General features: G+C 44.8%; 2 protein-coding genes. Both read left to right on the plus strand.

Translation table 11 applies throughout. From position 1 onward, the window contains the following. A partial coding sequence (gene metB / locus CXF78_RS00555; RefSeq protein ID WP_102035691.1) for a cystathionine gamma-synthase occupies positions 1-1,124 on the plus strand: 1,124 nt, incomplete at its 5' end. A gap of 131 nt (positions 1,125-1,255) precedes the next feature. Beyond that, the coding region (locus CXF78_RS21185) for an amino acid kinase family protein (protein ID WP_145991279.1) at positions 1,256-1,389 on the plus strand (134 nt) is incomplete at its 3' end.

Raw genomic sequence — 1,389 nt, forward strand, 5'->3', positions numbered from 1 at the left:
AAACAGACACACAACATGGTGCTATCGTGCCACCGATTTATTTATCGACCAATTATTCATTCGATGGCCACAATAATCCACGCGAGTTTGATTACAGTCGTTCGGGTAACCCTACTCGATGTATTCTAGGCGACGCACTTGCCAAACTTGAACAAGGTGCAACCGGTGTAGTGACATGTACCGGCATGGCCGCGATTACATTGGTGACTAGTTTACTTGGCCCTGATGATTTATTGGTTGTGCCGCACGATTGTTATGGTGGCAGTTACCGTTTATTCACTAACTTGGCCAAAAAAGGCCAATTTAAGTTATTGGTCGTTGATCAAATTGACGCACAAGCGCTGAGCAAAGCAATAGCTCAAAAACCGAAAATGGTGTGGTTAGAAACGCCATCGAATCCTTTATTGCGCGTGGTCGACATTGCTGCCATTAGCCAAGCTTGCCATGACGTTGGCGCGTTAGTAACAGTCGATAACACCTTTTTATCGCCGATATTACAGCAGCCATTGTTATTGGGTGCAGACATTGTTATTCACTCAACCACCAAATACATCAATGGTCATAGCGATGTGGTCGGTGGGGCTGTAGTGGCTAAAGATCCTGAAGTGGGTGAGTTGTTACATTGGTGGTCAAATACTCTTGGGCTTACGGGTTCAGCATTTGACAGTTATTTAACCTTGCGAGGCTTACGTACTTTAGCGGTACGAATTCGTGAGCATCAACGTAACGCACAAAAGATTGTTGAGTTACTCAACGCCAGTGATGTAGTGGCAAAGGTGTATTATCCGGGTTTAAAAGACCATCCAGGTCACGAAATTGCGGCAAAACAACAACAAGGCTTTGGTGCTATGTTAAGTTTTGAGTTAATCGGCGGCGAAGCGGAAGTGGTGGCATTTTTAAAGGCGCTGTCGTTGTTTAGTGTTGCCGAAAGTTTAGGCGGGGTGGAAAGTTTAGTCGCCGTTCCGGCCACCATGACCCATAGAGCAATGGACCCACAAGCAAGGCAAGAGGCTGGTATTAAAGAGACTTTATTGAGACTATCTGTCGGTATTGAAGATGCAGATGACCTCTTGGCCGATATTCAAGCAGGCCTAGCAGCTGTTGCCGCGATAAAATCAGCTTAATTCTAGTTTAAGTTAGCTGTGGTTTCGACCAAATTGGGTAAAATAGCAAAACATGCACTTGCAACACTATTGGTTTCAAAATAGAAGTCTAGCAGTCGCAACAAAAGTCGTAGTTGTTTAAGGAGTCAGTAATGACGCGAAGTCATTTACATAAGTTTGGTGGTTCAAGTTTAGCGGATGCAGATTGCTATCGCCGTGTTGCACATATTCTACTTACGCATGGTCAGAGTGATGATTTAGTTGTGGTATCCGCCGCCGGAAAAAC

Source organism: Shewanella sp. 11B5, assembly GCF_002836795.1.
Taxonomy (GTDB): Bacteria; Pseudomonadota; Gammaproteobacteria; order Enterobacterales; family Shewanellaceae; genus Shewanella; species Shewanella frigidimarina.